The sequence below is a fragment of the Streptomyces sp. DSM 110735 genome, from assembly GCF_016482685.1.
Classification (GTDB): Bacteria; Actinomycetota; Actinomycetes; order Streptomycetales; family Streptomycetaceae; genus Streptomyces.
Window position 1 is genome coordinate 1 of record NZ_JACYHF010000039.1, and the last position, 15,937, is coordinate 15,937.

Annotated in this window: 14 protein-coding genes and 1 pseudogene; 7 read left to right on the forward strand and 8 right to left on the reverse strand. The window is 70.8% G+C overall.

What is annotated here, in order from left to right; genetic code table 11:
* Both IF655_RS30910 and IF655_RS30665 read right to left on the reverse strand, forming a co-directional pair.
* Positions 1-180, reverse strand: a 180-nt coding sequence (locus tag IF655_RS30910) for a hypothetical protein (RefSeq protein ID WP_206776668.1), incomplete at its 3' end; no start/stop codon positions are given.
* Positions 181-299: 119 nt separating this feature from the next.
* Positions 300-1,154, reverse strand: a complete 855-nt coding sequence (locus tag IF655_RS30665) for an NAD(P)-dependent oxidoreductase (RefSeq protein WP_199588473.1) — start codon at positions 1,152-1,154, stop codon at positions 300-302.
* Between the two features lie 136 nt (positions 1,155-1,290).
* Here IF655_RS30665 and IF655_RS30670 point away from each other — a divergent pair, with 136 nt between their 5' ends.
* The 3 genes from IF655_RS30670 to IF655_RS30680 all read left to right on the forward strand — a co-directional run bounded on the left by IF655_RS30670 (position 1,291) and on the right by IF655_RS30680 (position 4,612).
* A complete protein-coding gene (locus IF655_RS30670; RefSeq protein ID WP_307815108.1) occupies positions 1,291-2,214 on the forward strand; it encodes a helix-turn-helix transcriptional regulator in 924 nt (307 codons plus the stop codon).
* Between the two features lie 119 nt (positions 2,215-2,333).
* Positions 2,334-3,377, forward strand: coding sequence for a hypothetical protein (locus IF655_RS30675; RefSeq protein WP_199588475.1), 1,044 nt, complete (start codon positions 2,334-2,336; stop codon positions 3,375-3,377).
* Between the two features lie 713 nt (positions 3,378-4,090).
* Complete coding sequence (locus IF655_RS30680; RefSeq protein ID WP_199588476.1) at positions 4,091-4,612, forward strand: transglycosylase SLT domain-containing protein; 522 nt, start codon at positions 4,091-4,093, stop codon at positions 4,610-4,612.
* 394 nt (positions 4,613-5,006) lie between these two features.
* Here IF655_RS30680 and IF655_RS30685 read toward each other — a convergent pair whose 3' ends face one another.
* From IF655_RS30685 to IF655_RS30695, 3 genes are all read right to left on the reverse strand, one after another.
* The gene (locus IF655_RS30685) at positions 5,007-5,495 is read right to left on the reverse strand and encodes a hypothetical protein (protein ID WP_242489008.1); all 489 of its coding nucleotides are present in this window, start codon (positions 5,493-5,495) and stop codon (positions 5,007-5,009) included.
* 548 nt (positions 5,496-6,043) lie between these two features.
* Positions 6,044-6,898, reverse strand: a complete 855-nt coding sequence (locus tag IF655_RS30690) for a class I SAM-dependent methyltransferase (protein ID WP_199588480.1) — start codon at positions 6,896-6,898, stop codon at positions 6,044-6,046.
* A 370-nt stretch (positions 6,899-7,268) separates the two neighbouring features.
* Positions 7,269-8,669 carry a VCBS repeat-containing protein gene (locus tag IF655_RS30695; protein WP_307815109.1) on the reverse strand — a complete coding sequence of 467 codons (1,401 nt, stop codon included), beginning with the start codon at positions 8,667-8,669 and terminating at the stop codon, positions 7,269-7,271.
* 512 nt (positions 8,670-9,181) lie between these two features.
* On the opposite strand from IF655_RS30695, the gene IF655_RS30700 reads away from it, so the two are divergent.
* On the forward strand, positions 9,182-9,724 hold the full coding sequence (locus tag IF655_RS30700) for a hypothetical protein (RefSeq protein ID WP_199588484.1): 543 nt from the start codon (positions 9,182-9,184) through the stop codon (positions 9,722-9,724).
* A gap of 143 nt (positions 9,725-9,867) precedes the next feature.
* On the opposite strand, the gene IF655_RS30705 is transcribed toward IF655_RS30700, so the two are convergent.
* Entirely contained in the window at positions 9,868-10,638 is a 771-nt protein-coding gene (locus tag IF655_RS30705; RefSeq protein WP_199588486.1) for a glucose 1-dehydrogenase, read from the reverse strand.
* Positions 10,639-10,954: 316 nt separating this feature from the next.
* Here IF655_RS30705 and IF655_RS30710 point away from each other — a divergent pair, with 316 nt between their 5' ends.
* From IF655_RS30710 to IF655_RS30720, 3 genes are read left to right on the forward strand one after another with little or no spacing between them, the layout of a single operon-like run.
* Positions 10,955-11,281 carry a helix-turn-helix transcriptional regulator gene (locus IF655_RS30710; protein WP_242489009.1) on the forward strand — a complete coding sequence of 109 codons (327 nt, stop codon included), beginning with the start codon at positions 10,955-10,957 and terminating at the stop codon, positions 11,279-11,281.
* On the forward strand, positions 11,278-12,798 hold the full coding sequence (locus tag IF655_RS30715; protein WP_199588488.1) for a helix-turn-helix domain-containing protein: 1,521 nt from the start codon (positions 11,278-11,280) through the stop codon (positions 12,796-12,798). Before IF655_RS30710 ends, IF655_RS30715 begins: the two co-directional genes overlap by 4 nt.
* A gap of 9 nt (positions 12,799-12,807) precedes the next feature.
* The gene (locus IF655_RS30720) at positions 12,808-13,377 is read left to right on the forward strand and encodes a transcriptional regulator (RefSeq protein WP_199588490.1); all 570 of its coding nucleotides are present in this window, start codon (positions 12,808-12,810) and stop codon (positions 13,375-13,377) included.
* Here the strand turns inward: IF655_RS30720 and IF655_RS30725 are convergent.
* Positions 13,374-14,637 (reverse strand): annotated as a pseudogene (locus tag IF655_RS30725) (MFS transporter). The gene IF655_RS30720 and the pseudogene IF655_RS30725 overlap by 4 nt on opposite strands.
* A gap of 17 nt (positions 14,638-14,654) precedes the next feature.
* Complete coding sequence (locus IF655_RS30730; RefSeq protein ID WP_199588492.1) at positions 14,655-15,194, reverse strand: transcriptional regulator; 540 nt, start codon at positions 15,192-15,194, stop codon at positions 14,655-14,657.
* Between the last annotated feature and the right edge of the window lie 743 nt (positions 15,195-15,937).

A 15,937-nucleotide genomic window follows, 5' to 3' on the forward strand; every position in this document is an offset into this window, starting at 1 on the left:
GGAGCCGGAGCCGGAGCCGGAGCCGGAGCCGGAGCCGGAGCCGGAGCCGGAGCCGGAGCCGGAGCCGGAGCCGGAGCGTCGGCGGGTGCCCGGCGCCACCCGCACCGCGGTCCGTACGCGCCGAGGTCCGTACGCACCAGTCGCCTCCACGACGGCCTCGACCACGCCGGTGCGCCGCACAGCCCGGAGGCCGGGCAGGCGGCCAGTGCGAGGTGGGGGGAGGTAGGGCGGTGGCCCGCCCCGCCGGACGCAACGTGTTGCCCATGCCCCCTGCTTCAAGTGATCGGCGGGCGTCGTCGTCACAGGGCTCCGGCGTCCCGGGCGGTCCAGACGCTCGGGTAGATCGGCCGGTAGCCGAGTTCGCGGCGGATGCGCTGGTTGGACATGATCCCGAACCACGGGTCGGGGTCCGTGAGTTCGTTCAGTCCGGCGGGCACTTCGACGCCGTTGAGCTGGTACAGCTCGACCGTTGTGACGGGGGCGTCGTCGGCGATGTTGTAGATCCGGCCGGCGATCCCCGGCGCGTACAGCAGCCGCATCAGCCCCTGGGCGACGTCCGCGTGGTGGGCCATCTGCAGGCGCTGGTGCGGCGCCCAACGGGCCGCCCAGTGCAGGGAGTCGGCGAGGTGCGGGTCGCCCTCGCCGTAGACGAAGGGGAGCCGTCCGATACGTACGTCCAGGCCCTCCAGGGCGAGCAGTTCGCGCTCGGCCTGGGCCTTGGACTCCGGGTACGCGCCCCACATCTGACCGCCCGGCCGGCTCTCGTCCTCCTCGGTCAGCGGGCGCCCCCGCCCGACGCCGTACACATTGCCGGTGCTGACCTGCACGAACCGCTCCACACCGGCGCCCCGCGCGGCGCGTCCCAGGGCGATGGCGGCGTCCCGGTTGACGGCCCACGCCTCCGCGTCGGGCACCCCGCGGAAGGAGGCGGCGACGTTCACGACGGCGTCCGCACCGGCGAGCGCCTTGCCGAGCGTCTCCTCCTCACGCAGGTCCCCTACGGCGACCTGGGCGCCCGCCTCGGCGAAGCGCTCACCGCGGGCCGCGTCCCGGACCAGGACCCGTACCTGCTCGCCCGGCTCCCGCTGGGCCAGCAGCCTGGGGACGAAGCGGCGTCCGACCTGTCCTGTCGTACCGGTCACCAAAGTCAGCATGATGTGCTCCTCACGCACGATTGTCACCTGCCGTCGCCGCCAGCCTCGGCCGACCGGGCGACGACCGGGAGAGACCCCGTCATCCAGGGACCGGCGGTCCCTGGATAAGCCCGCCGGTCTCCCGCACCCTGAAGAGGTGAACCGTGCCGAACTCGCCGACTTCCTGCGCCGCGGCCGTGCCCGCCTGGCACCCTCCGACGTGGGTCTGACGGCCGGAGCCCGCCGCCGTACGCCGGGGCTGCGCCGCGAGGAGGTGGCCCAGTTGGCCGGCATGTCCGTCGACTACTACACCCGGCTGGAACAGTCCCGGGGCCCGCGCCCCTCCCGCCAGATGCTCGGCGCGCTGGCCCGCGCCCTGCGCCTGACCGAGGACGAACGCGACCACCTCTTCCACCTCACCGGTGAGCAGCCGCCGCGCCGGGAGGCGACCGGCACGCACGTGCGTCCGGGGCTGCTCCTGGTGCTGGACCGGCTGCACGACACCCCGGCGCTGGTGGTGACCGACTGCGGCGAGGTCCTGGCCCAGAACGCGCTGTCGCGGGCGCTGACCGGGGACGTCCTGGCCCGCCCGCCCCGCGAACGCAACATGATCCGCCGCTTCTTCCTGGACACGGCGGCCGGGGAGCTGTTCCCGCCCGAGGACCGCCCCGAACGCGCCCGCGAGCAGGTGGCCGGCCTGCGAGCGGTGGCCTCCGCCCGCCCCACCGACCCCGAACCCGCCGCCCTCGTCGCCGAACTCCGCTCCCTGAGCGAGGAGTTCGCCCGCCTCTGGGACGCACACGAGGTCGCCGTACGCCGCGCCTCCACGAAACGCTTCCGGCACCCCGCGGTCGGCGTCCTCGAACTCGACTGCGAGGTCCTCGTCAACTCCGGCCACAACCAGCAGCTCGTCATCCACACGGCCCGCCCGGGCACGGAGTCGTACGAGCGTCTGCGGCTGCTGCGGGTAGTGGGGTTGCAGGACCTGACGCCGACGGGCCCGACCCGCGATGGGGCCGGAGCGGGTGCGGCACCGGACCCGGGACCGGGAAGGGCACAGCGCCCCTCTGCGGGCAGATGAACCCACCGCTTCCGGTGATCTTTTCTGGTCAGCGCACTAACCTGGTGGGCTGCCCCACCCGGTGGCGCACGGCTCGTACGCCACCGTCCGTGGGCTCATGACCAGAGGGAGGGTGCGGCATGACGGGCCGCAGTGCTGTGTTCGGCTCGGAGGACCGCCGGGCCGGCACGTCGGTTGTGGCCGAGGCGCTGCGGATCGCCGGCCGTGATCGGCGCCCGGTGTTCGGCTCCGCCGTCCTGGCGGGCATGGTGGCGCTGTTCGCCGGCGGGGGGATCGTGGCGGGCGCGTTCGCCGTGTCGTGGGGACTGTTCCTGGAGGCGGGAAGAGCCGCCGAGACCGCCATCGCTGACGAGGACTCCTACGTCGCGTACGCCGACCAGTGCGACGACCTCGTCAAGGTTGCGTTCTGCGTGTACCCGCTGCTGCTCCTGGTCGCCGTGGTCCTGATCGCCTGGCTGCTCACCGCCCAGGCCGTCACGGTCGCGCATGCGCGGGAACGCGCGGCGGCGGGTACGCCCGCCGCCGCTCTCACCCTCCACGCGCTGTGGCGCCGCTCCCGCCCGCATCTCGGGGCCGCCGTCCGCGTCCAGTTGCTGACCCTGGCGTGCGCCCTCGTCCCGGGACTGGCGGGCCTGCTCGTCCTCGTCGCCATCCAGTCGGAGATGGTGCCCGGCGTCGTATGGCCCACCTACCACGATCCCGCGACCGCGCAGTTCATCCTGGTGGGCCGCATCCTGCCCGTCGTGATCTGGGCCCTCGGATTCGCCCTCCTGACCCGCTTCTCGCTGGCCACCGCGGTACGGGTGACGGACAGCTCCTCGGCGACGACGGCGATGCGCCGTTCCTGGACCCTGACCCGTACGGCACGTCTGCACACCACCGGGATCTGCCTGCTCGGCACGGTCGCGGTCGCCGTCTCCTTCACGGTGCTGCGGTGGCTCGGGGTGTTCGTGGCTCACTGGGCGGGGCTGGTCATGCTGGCGGTCACGGGGGGCAATGTGTGGGTGACCGGTGTCCTTGTCCTCGTCGTCCCGGTGGCGGTGGCGCTAGTCGCGCTGCCTTTCGTGCTGGCGCCTGTGGGGGTGCTGCTGGGGTGCTTGCGTGAGCGGCTGGACGGGGGCGTGGGAGGGGTGCGGGTGCTGTCCGGTGTCTCGGTGGGCTGAGGGCGGCTGACGGGGTGGGGTGGGCCGGTGGCAGCGGTGGCGGCCGGCTGTGTGGGCGGGGGTGGGGGAGGGGGTGCGTGGTTCCGGCCGGTTTCCGTGCCCCTTGTGCTGCACGCCTGCACGCCTGCACGCCTGCACGCCTGCACCGGGCTCGGGCGCGCCCTTGTTCTGCGTCTGCTCTCTGTTCCGGCGGGCTTCGGCGCCGGTGTGGTCTACGCCCGCCCCCTTGTCCTCTGTTTCGGTCGGGTGGCGTCGCCGTGCGGGCCGTAGGCCTGGGGCTCGTCGCCGCCTGGCGGCTGCTGCGCCGGCCCGGCGCCGCGCCCCTGCCGTCCTGTCGCCGTCGGCCGTCGACGCGACTGTTGGGTGTGGGTCGGCGGGTGTGTCTGCCCTTGGTTGGTTGTGGTGGTGGTCATAGGAGGCAGATCACTTCCTATCGCGGGTCGTAGACGGTCCCCCGTTCCGACCTGGACCGCACCCACCCAAACAGTACATTTCGGGCATTTCTCCGCCTCGGGGTAGTAGGTCACATGCTTGCGCTGGGGTTTGTCTGGCTTTAATCATGTTTGTCGTCGCCGGGTGCGGCGGGCTGGTCCGGGTGTTGATCCCCGGGGTGGGCTCGTCTGTCCGGCGGCCGCGGGGCCTCGCCCCGGCGCCCACAGGTTCTCGGCCGGTTCCGGCCGGTGCCTCAACGACGTCCACTGGAGAGACCCCTCTTGTCTGCGATCTTTGCTGCCCCCCGTTCTGCCCGTCTGCGTAACCTCGTCCTGACCGGTCTGGCCACCGCTGGTGTCGCGGCCGGTGCGGTGACGCTGATGCCGTCCGCCGCGTCCGCCGCCGAGATGCCGCAGACCGCCCACCACGTCACGACCGCCGTCCGCGGTGCTCACACCGCCCCCCAGACCACCACCGGTGCGTCGGGGAGCCTGGACGGCTGGATCAAGCAGTCCCTGGCGATCATGAAGGCGAAGGGCATCCCGGGCAGCTACGACGGTCTGAAGCGCAACATCATGCGCGAGTCCGGCGGCAACCCCAACGCCCAGAACAACTGGGACGTCAACGCGCAGAAGGGCATCCCGTCCAAGGGCCTTCTGCAGGTGATCGACCCGACGTTCAACGCCTACCACGTGGCCGGCACCGCCCACAGCGTGACCGACCCGGTGGCCAACATCACCGCGGCCGCCAACTACGCCGCGCACCGTTACGGCTCGATCGACAACGTCAACTCCGCGTACTGACCGCAGCGGCACACCCCGCGGCCGCACGGCGCGCCGCACCCTCCCCCTGGCAGCCGTACGGCCCGCCGCATCCCGCCTGCGTACCCGCAGTGGCCCGGTGCGGCCCGTGTACTCGCAGTGGCCCCCGACCGCACCTGGTCGGGGGCCACTGCTGCTGCCCGCGCCTCTGCCTCCGCGCCTGTGGCCCGGTGCTTCGGTCACGCCGGATCCGTTCGAGCGTTTCGGCCCGCTGCGCAGTCCGGTCTCCGGCACGCCCGGCCGGTAGCCCGCACGGTGTGGTCCCGGTCACGGGTCCGGCTCGGTCCGGCGTTGCTTCAAACGAGTGCAGTCCACCTCGGCGATGTGTAGGCCGTTTCGTTCGGATCCTGCTGCGGGTTCCTGCCGGGCGGGCGGGTCACATGCTGCCGAAGTACCGCGTCCACCAGGTGGGCCGGGCTGTGAGGTGCTCGAGCGCGCTGGGGCCCTCGTAGTCGCTTTCCAGCAGTTCCTCGGGGACGCTCACGTAGCCGAGTCCGGCCAGCGCCTGTTCCACGGTGGCGAGGTCGGAGGGGTCCAGTGCCCCCTGCTCGCGGGCCTCTTCCGTGCCGAGGAAGGCTCCTGGGTTGTCGGCGCAGACCTCGGCGAGGGAGCCGAACTTGCTGACGCAGACCACGATCGGCGTTCCGCGGGTCGTCGCCTGCGCCGGAATACGGACCCGCCCGTACTCGCTGGAGTCCTGTGTGTCCTGCTCGGACGCGCACGGGGTCCCGAAGTCCGTCTCGAGCCGGTGCACCAACGCGGCGAACGCGAGGCTTGCTGCGGTGCGGTCGTAGTCCAGCGGCCGCTCCAGCCGCTCCGGGTCGTCGAGTTCACGCAGGAGGGCCAGCAGTTCCGTCTCGCTCATCGGCATCCGTCCATCCTGCCGCCGCCGTCCAGCCTCGACGATCTCTCTCCCCCCCACCGCAACCTGTCGCCCCGCGGAACTCGACGGCTTCGGACCGTCTTCCGGCGGCATGCGCGAGACTCCGGACTGGACCCGGGCTGCCCTCATCCCGAGACCGGCATCCTAGGGCCGGACGCCCCGCCGTCGGGGCTCAGGAACTCCCTCAGCAGACTGGTCAGGGCGGCCACCCCTGATCCCCTGTCCCGGGTGATCAGGGAGCCGGTCACCGGGTGAGCACCGCTTGGCTGCGTGCAGCAGCCTCCCGGGCCACCGCCCCCCCATCTCCGGAAATACGGACCGCTGCGCCAAGAGCGCACATGGCCGGACCTCACGACGCCGCCGCTCTTCTCCAGGAAGAACCCGGGAGTGCTCGGCCGGGCGCGGCGATCTCCACGAACGGCGCTCCGGTGTACAAAGCAAGGGCCGGCCACGCCGAACGCACCAGCCGGACCAGACGCCGGGCCATCCCCCCCGAAAGTTCGACCGCTCCAGCCGCCCGGAGCCGTACGTCAGCATGCGGTAAGGGAATAGGCGGCAAGCGCCCGGTTGCCCCGCGGCTTGGCGAGGGCCCGCAGAACGTCGGCCTGGCTCAGGACGAGCTGCCGCACCGCCTCGGGCAGCGCGGCCAGACGCTCCCGCCTGCCGACCAGGTCGAGGCAGGCGGCGATCTCCCAGTCGCCGTCCTGAAGCTCGCCGGTATCGACCGGCCCGCCGCCCTCGACGCTCCAGCCGGTCTCGGGCAGGAGCCGCAGCAGGCTCTCGCGGGAGAACGGCGTGCGGACGTTGCCCTGACCGCGCGATCCCGCGGCCTCGGTCTGCCCCTGGATCAGCACGGCGAGCAGATGCGCCAACTGCTCGCCGGAGGCAGGCGTCAGGTCCCACTCGGTGAACCACAGCCGCCGCGCCCACGGCCGTACCCGGGCCAGCGTGTCCCGCAGGTGCCCGAGCGAGGTGAAGTACCAGGAGCAGTGCGCGAGCACCACATGGTCGAAGGTGTTCTCGGGAAAGCCGACTGCTGGGTCGAGGACGTCGGTGCCGAAGCGGAAGTCGATGCGCGGCCCGAGCGGGCCCGCCGCGAGCCGGGCCGCCGATTCTCCGAGCGTGACCGGCGCCCCGTAGGAGGGATCGGCCACGTCAACAGCAGTCACGCGTCCTTGGGGTCCGACCGCCTCTGCGAGGACGGCGGTCATGTCGCCCTGGCCGCAGCCCAGTTCGAGGACGGTCGAGCCTGGTGCGATGTGCCAGCTCGCCACGAGCGCGGCGCGGTGGCGCGTCTGGGAGAGCTGGATGCCCGGGCTGTGATCGGCGGCGGCCATACCGGCCGCGAGCCAGGGGGCCTGGGCGCGAAGGTCGGAGCGATTCACGAAGTCCTCGATGACACTCGGCGGTTCGGTGCGGGCCGATGCTACGAGACACGCAGGCAGCGGCGCCCGCGACTTTCGCACGCCCGGTGACACCGCGCCGCCACGCCGAGACCGCCCGCCTGCGCACACCACCCCCACCCGCGCCCCGCACTCCGCGCCCGGCGGGAGTGGGAGGCGCCGGCCGGGCACCGCCGCGGCCGCACGGCACGACCCAGCCGACGAGGACCCCCGAAAAGGGGAGCCCGCTTCGGCAGCAACGACCCAGCGCACGAGGACCCCGCCGAAGAGGGGAGCCCGCTTCGGCGCAACAACTCAGCGCACGAGAAGCCGCCCCGAAACAGGCACCCGCTCCGACGACGACTCAGTCGACTCAGTCGGCGAGGACCGCCCCGAAACGAGCCCCCGCTTCCGGAGCCTTCAGAGAGCCCGGGCTGAAGGAGGCGATGTGGGTGGTGGTCAGACCGGTCTTCGAACCGCGCAGCACCCAGACCGCCCCCGAGTCCGTCGCCTGCGTGCCGTCCTCCAGGGGCGCGCCCGCGACGAGATCCGCCCGGTGGTTGTTGTTCACGTCCGCGAGCAGGACCGTACGGCCGAAGTTGTCGCCCGTCTCGGAGACGCCCGGCACGCCGGACGTGGACTGGTTGACGGCCTGCGCCCCCGTGCCGGTGAGGCCGGACGCGCCGCCCTTGAGCAGGACCACCGCGCCCGCCTCGCGGGCAGAGCCGATGCCCTCGCCGGGGACGCCCACCGCGATGTCGGGGTAGCCGTCGCCGGTCACGTCGCCCGCGGCGAGCGCGTAGCCGAACTGGTCCCCGTCGTGGTCGTCGCCGCCCGTCTCGCCGACGCCCGGGACCCCCGCCGTGTCCTGGTTGATCTTGACGGTACGGGTGGAGAAGCCGGCCGCGGAGCCGTAGACGACGCGTACGTCACCGGCGTCGTAGTTCATCGTCTCGGAGACGCTGCCGACCTGGCGGGCGACGAAGTCGCCGTAGCCGTCCTGGTCGACGTCGGCGATGACGCCGCCGACGGTGTAGTAGCCGGAGGACGTGTAGGTGGTGCTCAGTCCCGCGGACGTGCCCTTCCACAAGCGCGACATGTACTGCCGCTCCTCGAAGCCGTGCTGGGTGACGACGTCGTCCTTGCCGTCCCCGGTGACGTCGCCGACGGTGAAGCCCTGGGTTCCCTGCCGCTCGTCGTAGGGGAGCGTCTGGACCGAGGCGGGCATCCCGTCCCGGGTGAAGGGACCGAACCGCACCTGCAGCCCGCCCTCGCCGATGGCGACGAGGTCGGCGTGACCGTCGCCGTTGATGTCCCCGGCGCCCACCTGGTCCGTCCTGCCGGCGAGCGCGACGCCCTCCTTCAGCCCGTCCGCCGAGCCCCAGAAGATCACGGGCGTGTGGTAGCCGCCGACCACGAGGTCGCTGTAGCCGTCCCCGTCCAGGTCGCGGGCCGCCGTCCAGCTCCCGAAGTAGTCGGACTCCGTGACGTCCCCCGGCACGCCCTCACTCGCGCGGGTGATGAGCTGGGGGTGGGCGGTGTCGGCGCCGGCGGCGGAGCCGTACACGACCGACAGATAGCCCGCGTCGGCAACGCCGGAGACCGTGGCATTGGGCGCGCTGATCGCCAGGTCGGCGAAACCGTCGCCGTTGAAGTCGATCACGGGCGCCGCCGTCGCGGCGGAGGCCGGCGAGGCCAGCCCCACGGGCGCGGTCAACGCCGCGGCGAGCGCGGCACACCCCAGAACGGAACGACGGCGAATGCGGTGGGACACGTGAACTCCCGGTATCGGTTCATGGCAGATCAGCCGCTGATCTTGACCATGCCCACTGCTAAATGGTTGCAGCGCGTTTGCCATTGACCTCAGCCGTCATCACCTCAGCCATTCTCACGACGACGCGCCGGTCCCGCTTCCCGCACGCGCCGTGGCGCCAGGCCGCGCTGGAAACGCAGAACAACTCCCGCACCCGGGCAGCCAGTTCCAGCGCCCGCGCGCCCCTGACCGCCACCCCTTCTATCCGGGCACACCCGCCCGCGCTCCCGCCCCCCCCGGGTTCCCCTCGGGCCCGGAGGCCGGGGGAGTGGCAGACACCTCGCGCGCCATCGCGGTACGAGCGGACCATCGCGGTACGAGCGGACCGTCCCCACCGGCGCCGCGATCCGCGAAAACCGGCGCTCCCTCAGCCGCCGCGCACGCCCGGGCACACGACATCGCCCGGCACCAGCAGGCGGGCGATGCCGGCGATGCCCGATACGCTGCGCATCCACGAACACAGGGGGAAACCGATGTCCGCCACACGACGGGCGACAGCCGCGGCGACGGCACTGCTCATAGCGGCCCTGGGCGCCTGCTCGCCCAACACCCCCACCCGCACCCCCGCCCGCACCGGAGACGGAACCCACGCCCGCAGCACCGTGAACGGCGCCCCCGCCACCCCCTCCCCGCACACCGTGACCGGACTGCGCGACGCGGTACGCCACACCCCCGCCGTGACCACCACAGCCACCCGCCCCCACCTGGTACGACGCTGCACCACCGCGACCCGCCAGCTCACCCACACCCGCCGCACCGGCTCGGCCAAACGGCGCTCCGTACGCACCTGGCACACCACCGAGCACTACCAGCGCTGCCGGAAGATCCGCCGCGGAACCGAGACGTACCGGCGCACCACCCGCCCCGAGCACTGGTGCGTACGCCTGGACGCCGTCGACGGCCACCACACCCGCAACGACCTCTGGTACCAGGTCACCCGCACGACCTACGCCGACGCCCTGCGCGCCCCCGACCACACACGCCTGAAGTTCACCCCACGGCACACCGGCTGCTGACCCCAGAACCCCACCACGCCGCCGGACGCCCCACCACACCCCAGCCCAGCCAGCCCCCACCCCCACCGCCACGAACCCGCCCCCCGGGTCCCCGGCCGGGCAGGGCCGGAGGAAACGGACGCTCGCCGTCCCGGGTCCGGCCGTCAGCCGGCCGCCATCCCCGCATCCACCGGCAACGCATGCCCGGTGACGTGCCCCGACATCCCGGAAGCCAGATACAGAAACGTCTGAGCGACCTCCTCGGCACCGATCAGCACCCCGCTGGGATGCAGCGCGGCAGCCTCCGCCTCGGTGAACATCCCCGCACCGATCGCCTGGTCGAGCAGCGCGGTGCGCACGACCCCCGGACACACCGCGTTGACGCGGATGCCCTGCCCGACGTACTCGAGGGCCGCCGTACGCGTCAGCGCGACCACGCCCCCCTTGGCCGCCGAGTAGCCGGAGATGCCCAGCGGCAGCCCGACCACCCCCGCGACGGACGCCATGTTGACGATCGCGCCCCCGCCCTGCGCCAGCATCTGGGCGATCTCGGCCCTCATGGACAGCCACACGCCCTTGAGGTTCACCGACACCACCCTGTCCCACGCCTCTTCGGTGAGCTCGTGCAGCGCACAGCCGCCCTGCTCCTCGACGCCCGCGTTGTTGACCGCGATGTCCAGCCCGCCGTACGCGTCGACGACCGCCCGGACCGCCGCGTCGAGATCCGCCCCCGAGGTGACATCGGCCCGCACGAACCGCGCCTCCCCGCCCCCCTCACCGATCACGGCCGCCGTCGCCCTCCCGCCGTCCTCGTCGATGTCGGCGATCACCACCCGGGCCCCCTGCGCGGCGAACAACCGCGCGATCGCCGCCCCGATCCCCTGCGCCCCACCCGTGATCAGCGCACTCCTGCCCGCCAGCAACGAACCCACCATGCGCCCATCGACTCCTTACCGAGGACGGGGGAGGGGCACCACGCACACCCCTCCGAAGGAGAAACCAGCACCACCAAGTCCCCACCATGGCAACAGAGTTGACGACCACCCCGCAACCCGCCACCCGCCAGGGAGAGCACGACGAACACCGACCGCCGCTCACCACGAGCCCCCCGCCCCGACACCACCCCACCGGTCAGCACCACCCCGACACCCACGCACCACACCCCTAGACACCGACGCCAACGGAAAACTCCACGCGCTTTCCCCAACAACCATGCCCAAAACGCATAGCCCGATCTTCTACGATGACCCCATGAAGATGACGCTCGGCGAACGCGTACGAGCAGCCACAGCCGCGCTCATGCAGATCACCGGCGAATCCCAGGCAGACCTCGCCACCGCCCTGGGCATCAGCCAGACCCAGATCAGCCGCCGCCAGTCCGGCAACGCCGCCTGGAGCCTGAACGACTGCGAAGCCCTCGCCGCCCACTACGGCATCGACGTCCTCGACCTCCTCGCCGGCCCCACCCAGGCGTGCGACACCCTCGACCCCGGCCGCCGCCGCACCCCGCACCCCGCACCCGACCGAACCACCCGCACTGCCCGCACCCCCGCGCCCGCCCAGGGAACCCCACGATGACCGACTACAACGCCATCGACGCCCTCCTCGCCGACGCCCGCACCCCGGCCGACCTACCCCCCGCCGACCAACGCCGCGCCCTGCGCCAGGCCCTCCACCTCTCCCGCACCCAGGTCGCCCACGCCCTCGGCGTAAGCCCCTCCACCGTCGGCGGCTGGGAAACAGGACGCGACCCCAGCGGCGAACTCCGCGAGAAATACGCCTACTTCCTGAGCGGCGCCCAGGAAAAACTCCGCACCCAGAACGAAACCCCACCCCACCCCAAGACCGGCACCCCCGACGACCACACCACCACAGCCGACGAAGACGCCCCCCGCCCCACCCCCCAGCCCTGCGTCCTGTGCGGAGCCCCCGCCACCGACGAGGTCGAGGGCTACCCCCAACACCTCCACCCGGACGACTGCACCCACCCCACCCCCGCCCCACCCCACCCCGAAACCACACCCCAGCCGACAGCTCCCCCCGCACCCCACCCCAACCCCACCCCCGCGCCCCGGCCCCAAGCCCCCACGCGCACCTCTGAAAACCGCCCGGAACCCGCCCCCCGCCGCCGCACCCCGCAAACCCACCCCCGCACCCCCGACCTGATCACCCAAGCCGTCCAGCAAGCCCTCGACACCCACGCCGGCGACCTGACCGCCGCCACCGCCGAACTCCAACGCCGCGCCATCCCCGACGCCATGGCCCTCCTCGACGCCACCCGCATCGGCGCCCGCTACGACATCGTCGGCCACCCCCCGCTCCCCGACATCCTCCGCAAGAAATCCGCCCACGGCGCCGACGAGGTCTGGGAAGCCCGCCCCCACTGGACCCGCCAAGACCCACCCCCCGCCGCCACCGAAGTAACCGCTCTCGACATCAACGGCGCCTACCTCTCCGCCCTCAAAACCCACCTCCCGCTCGGCGCCCTCGAATACTCCACCGGAAACGTCCACTCCCGCCGCCGCGCCGGAATCCACCTCATCACCCCACCCGAATGGGACCACCACCCCTACCTCCCCAACCCCCTCGGAAACCGCGAGGAACCAGGCCCCGTCTGGGTCACCGAACCCACCCTCCGCCTCCTCCAGCGCCTCGCCACCGACCAGTACGGCCCCCTCTGCGACCCGCCCGTCATCCACGAATCCTTCACCTCCGGAGCCACGGAACAACTCTTCGAGAAATTCCGCCAAGCCCTCCGCGACGCCCGCGAAAAAGCCATCACCGAAGAAGACGAAGTCACCCTGGAATACGTGAAATCCATGTATTCTAAGTTCGTGTCCACCATGGGAGAGTCGAACTACAACAGGGCCCTCTACCGCCCCGACTGGATGCACATCATCCGCTCACAGGCATTCGTCAACCTCTGGCTCAAAGCCCATAAAGCACACACCGCCGGACTGACCGTCATGCGCGTCATGGGAACCGACGAACTCCACATCGCCGGCGACTGGCGACAGGTATTCACCGAAGGACGCGGCGTGTCACAAGTAAAAGTAAAAGACGTATACGCCGCCACCGACACCGGCCACCACTAAGAGCCCCCCATGCCCGACAGAACACACGACTTCGGCCACTACGGCGCCCACGGCCAACGCGGAAGCGAAGCCGCCGCCCGCGTACTCGACTCCCTCACCGGCGGCATCACCTCACCCCCCACCACCACCCGCGGCCTCAAAGCCCGCCTGCGCTACCTCACCCGCTCCACCACCGGACACGACGCCATGCACCAAGCCGGCATCACCGTCACCCCACGCACCCTCAAAGCCTGGCTCGCCGGAAAACAACGCCCCAACAAAGCCAACCTCACCAAAATCGACACCGCCTACCGAGCCCTGCGCCGCCGCAACGTCGCCCGCTACCTCCTGACGCGCCTCAACGCAAACGGCGGCACCCGCGTAGAAATCCACCCCCTCGACCAGAGCCACGTCCCCATTCCCCACCAACGCGTCCTCGAATACCGCCGACTCAACATCCGCAACTGGGACGCCATCATCGACGCCTGGTCCAAAGGCGAAACCCGCGCCCTCGACGACGCCTGGATCGACCAAATCGTCAACCTCGGCTCACAATGGGGCAAATACGAATACGTCACCTCGGTAGGATTCGCCGCCTAAACAGCACCCTCCCGAACGCGATCCCCGACCTCCCCGCCATCCGCATCACCAGCCCGGGCAACACGCAACGCCGCCTCAACCCGCCGGTTACTCGTCATGCTTGCCGTAACCGCGGTCATGACCAGAAGAAGACCGCCGGCCACGCACAGCGGAGCCCGCACGCCGTAATCGGCAGCCAGCCAACCACCGAGGAAAGCACCGAACGGCGCCGCACACATGGCAAGCATCCGCGACGTAGAGACGACCCGACCCATCAGACGACCAGGGACGACCGCCTGCCGCAGCGAAGGCGCCAGCACCATCGTCGCCCCCATCCCCGCCCCGCACATGGCAAGCGCAAGACCGGCGACATACGCATTCGGTGCGACGGCAAGCCCCAGGACAGCGAGCCCCTCCACCACAGCCGTACAGGACAGCGCCGCCCCCGTACCCAGCCTCCGACCAAGCAAGGAGGCAACACCCGCGCCGAGCAGACCACCGGCAGCCTCCGCAGTAAGAAGCAGCCCGAAGCCGAAGGCACCGACACCGAGCCGGTCGTGCGCGAACAGCGCGAGCACGGTCTCCACGGCAAGGAAAGCGACGTTCCCGACCGCCGGCCGCAGCGCGAGCCCGAGCAGCAACCGATCCCGGAACACATACGAGGCACCCGCCCGCGCCTGCCGCAACAACGACTCCCGCACCCGCGGTACGGGCCGCGGTACGGCAGGCAGCGACCGCACGAGCAGGGCGGAGAACGCGAACGACACCGCGTCGGCCAGCAGCGGAACCGCCCGCCCCCACGCGAGCAGCGCACTGCCCGCAGGCGGCCCCGCGAACCCGGACGCAGCGGTCTGAGCCCCACGCAACCGGGAGTTGGCACGCTCAAGCAAGCACGGCATCACGCCCGAGCAGATCCGGCAGATACGCCGTAGCAGCCGTATCGAAGAACAGCCCACCCAGGCCGAGCAAGAACGCGACCACCGCGAGCAGAGGAATACTCAGCACCCCGAACACGGCCGCAACCGCCGGTACCGCGAGCAGCACCGCACGCGCCACATCCGTCACCCACATCGTGCGCCGACGATCCCAGCGATCCACCAGCGCACCCCCCACCACCCCGAAGAGCACCCACGGCAACGTCCCCGCAGCCGTGACAACAGCAAGCACCATCGGCTCCCGCGTCAACGACAACGCCAGCAGCGGCAACGCGGCATGCGACACCCCGTCCCCGAGCGAGGACACCGTCTGCGCAGTCCACAACCGCCCGAACCCGACCGGCAACTTCCCCCCGGCTGACGTCACTTGGCGTCCCGCTCCACCTGGGCACGCGACGCCGGATGGAACAGCGCGAAGACGAACGACGCATCCGGCAACGACGGATCGGACAACTCCCGATACTCATCCGCCAACGCCTCCAACCGCGCCCCCAACTCCGCGAACTGCCCCTCGGTAAGCCGCAGATGCGCCATCCGCACATGCCGCTCACCCTCCACCGGCGCCGCCTCCAGGTCCGCCACCGCATGCCGCATCAGCACATCCGGCCCACCCTCACCCGGATCAGGCAGCACGACCGACCGCGCCGCCATCGCGTAATACCGCTCCGTCACCCCCCGAACCTTCCGCGTCCGCACCACCTTCACCAGCCCCGCCCGCTCAAGCAGCCGCACGTGATAACTGGAGCTCCCCTTCGCGAGCCCCACCCGCTCGGCGATCTGCGTGATCGTCGCGGGCTCGAACCGGAGCACGGCCATGATCCGGTGACGCGTCAGATTGGAGACGGCGCGGAGCTGTTCGTCCGTGGTGACGTGGAACGTCTCGGGGAGATCATCGGTAGGCATGCCACCAATGGTCAACACTTCTTGACCATTGCGCAAGGGGTTTACCCACGGGCGCCCTCGACGCGAAGGCGAACCGCCGGAAACCCGTACACACCACCCGTAGCCACACCCTGGCTCTCCACCGCCGCTCCTCCCCGGCACAGAGCCTGGGATGCGGGAACAGACCGACTTGGCGCAACTGCCCGTGTGACTCTGCGTGGCACTTTTACCTGACGTGACATCAAAGTGCCATCGACAGAAGGCATCCGCAGTTCGTAGCGTTGGATAGGGACGGAGAGTACTCCTCCACATCGCACCCTTTCCCGCATCACAAGGCTCTTTCAGGCAAAAATTCTTTGCATCAGAATCCAAAATAGCGAAACTGGCCTTTTAGGGAAACGAAAGGGAAAGAGGTTATTTTCGTTGCATGGATTTACAAATCCTCAACCTTGAAATCTTTTTCCGGTATAGGAAACTGACAGGGCGTCATCTTCCTATACCGAGCGCACCCCCGTCCCTGTAGGTGCGGTCTTTAGGGAATTCGCGGAGCGAATTCTTGCGGCGTCACGGAGTGACGCCGCATCAACTTTCTTGCGGAGCAAGGAAGTTAGAGCCGCGTAGCGGCTCCGCGGCTTCCGGCCCGTAGGGCCGGCGCGTCGTGCCCGCGGAGCGTGGCCTCTTTTTAACAAAAGCGCGCCCACGAGACCCGGTTTTATGTCGTATGGCGGGTTGTGCGTGAAAAAAAAATGGGGGGGGGGGGGGGG

Excerpts from the sequence above, each read along its gene's own strand:
- IF655_RS30665 (WP_199588473.1), bottom strand. The coding sequence starts at position 1,154 with ATGCTGACTTTGGTGACCGGTACGACAGGACAGGTCGGACGCCGCTTC.
- IF655_RS30675 (WP_199588475.1), top strand. The coding sequence starts at position 2,334 with ATGACGGGCCGCAGTGCTGTGTTCGGCTCGGAGGACCGCCGGGCCGGC.
- IF655_RS30685 (WP_242489008.1), bottom strand. The coding sequence starts at position 5,495 with ATGAGCGAGACGGAACTGCTGGCCCTCCTGCGTGAACTCGACGACCCG.
- IF655_RS30700 (WP_199588484.1), top strand. The coding sequence starts at position 9,182 with ATGTCCGCCACACGACGGGCGACAGCCGCGGCGACGGCACTGCTCATA.
- IF655_RS30705 (WP_199588486.1), bottom strand. The coding sequence starts at position 10,638 with ATGGTGGGTTCGTTGCTGGCGGGCAGGAGTGCGCTGATCACGGGTGGG.
- IF655_RS30710 (WP_242489009.1), top strand. The coding sequence starts at position 10,955 with ATGAAGATGACGCTCGGCGAACGCGTACGAGCAGCCACAGCCGCGCTC.
- IF655_RS30715 (WP_199588488.1), top strand. The coding sequence starts at position 11,278 with ATGACCGACTACAACGCCATCGACGCCCTCCTCGCCGACGCCCGCACC.
- IF655_RS30720 (WP_199588490.1), top strand. The coding sequence starts at position 12,808 with ATGCCCGACAGAACACACGACTTCGGCCACTACGGCGCCCACGGCCAA.
- IF655_RS30730 (WP_199588492.1), bottom strand. The coding sequence starts at position 15,194 with ATGCCTACCGATGATCTCCCCGAGACGTTCCACGTCACCACGGACGAA.